2 protein-coding genes are annotated in these 1227 nt (G+C 61.9%); both read left to right on the plus strand.

What is annotated here, in order from left to right:
* The first annotated feature begins 172 nt into the window (after positions 1-172).
* Positions 173-490: a flagellar transcriptional regulator FlhD gene (gene flhD, locus BG61_RS38490; protein ID WP_035928354.1), complete on the plus strand. Its 318-nt coding sequence runs from the start codon at positions 173-175 to the stop codon at positions 488-490.
* A gap of 15 nt (positions 491-505) precedes the next feature.
* A complete protein-coding gene (gene flhC / locus BG61_RS38495; protein WP_035928356.1) occupies positions 506-1156 on the plus strand; it encodes a flagellar transcriptional regulator FlhC in 651 nt (216 codons plus the stop codon).
* The last annotated feature ends 71 nt before the right edge of the window (positions 1157-1227 follow it).

Below are 1227 nucleotides of genomic sequence, written 5' to 3' on the forward strand. Positions count from 1 at the left end.
CCTTGCTTTCCCGTCTGACGGTACTTACAATCCGTTTCACGATGTTGTTACAGGTTGTAACAGCTGTATCAGAAGTAAATGCATCGGGCGCTCAGATCGCCCGGTGAGGCGAAAAAAATATACCGGCAAAAAATGCCGGGCCAGGTTCGGGGAATTACTGGAAGCAGCAGCCATGAACGGTCGTGAAACGCTGGAATCGATTCGCGAAATCAACCTGTCGTACATCATGCTCGCCCAGCGGATGTTGCGCGAGGATCGCGCCGTGGGCATGTTTCGCCTCGGGCTGTCCGCCGAGCTGGCCGATCTGCTCGCCGGCCTCACCCTCGCGCAGATCGTCAAGCTCGCGGCGTCCGACCAGTTGCTGTGCTTTTTCCGCTTCAACGATCACGCCATGCTCTCGGCGCTGACGCAGCCCGCCCGGCACGCAGACATCGCCCCGACGCACGCGGCCATCCTGCTGGCGGGCCAGCCCGCCGAACAGTTCGCTTGAGAGACGAGGCGAGCCATGCTCAAGAAGAGCCTCACCGAAGATGCGCAGGAAGTGTTTCGCGCGATCGCGCTGATCGAGCTGGGCGCGCGGATGCAGGTGCTCGAGAGCGAACTGACGCTCTCGCGCGACCGGATGATCCGGCTGTACCGGGAGGTCAAGGGGGTGTCGCCGCCCAAGGGCATGTTGCCGTTCTCGGCGGACTGGTACATGACGTGGCTGGCGAACATCCACGCTTCGCTGTTTTACAACACGTATGTGTTTCTGAGGAACGAGGCGCGCTGCTCGCACCTCGATGGATTGACCAAGGGGTATCGGCTGTACCTCGAACACTGCAGTCATAGCGGTGTGGAGGCGGTACTCGATTTGACGCGGGCCTGGACGCTGGTGCGTTTTTTCGACGCGGGGATGTTGCAGTTGACCAAGTGCTGTCGCTGCACGGGGAAGTTCGTGGCGCACAAGCATGATTTGCAGGACAACGTGGTGTGCGGGGCCTGCCAGCCGCCGTCACGCGCGGGGAAGACCAAGAAAGCGGCGGCCGCGCGTCAGGCGCTGGACGAAGCCGCTCTGGAGGGGGTGAACGATAACAAAGTACTGGCCGAACCAGTACCCGACCAAGCGGCGATGCTAACGCCGCGCACAGAAAGCCTGGTCGCACAGGCTGCTTGAACGGTAGCGGCGCGGGTGGTCCTTCGAGGACCGTCGCCATGATGGTGGACGACCCGCCTGCCGCTACCGTT

This window comes from Caballeronia glathei, from assembly GCF_000698595.1.
GTDB lineage: Bacteria > Pseudomonadota > Gammaproteobacteria > Burkholderiales > Burkholderiaceae > Caballeronia > Caballeronia glathei.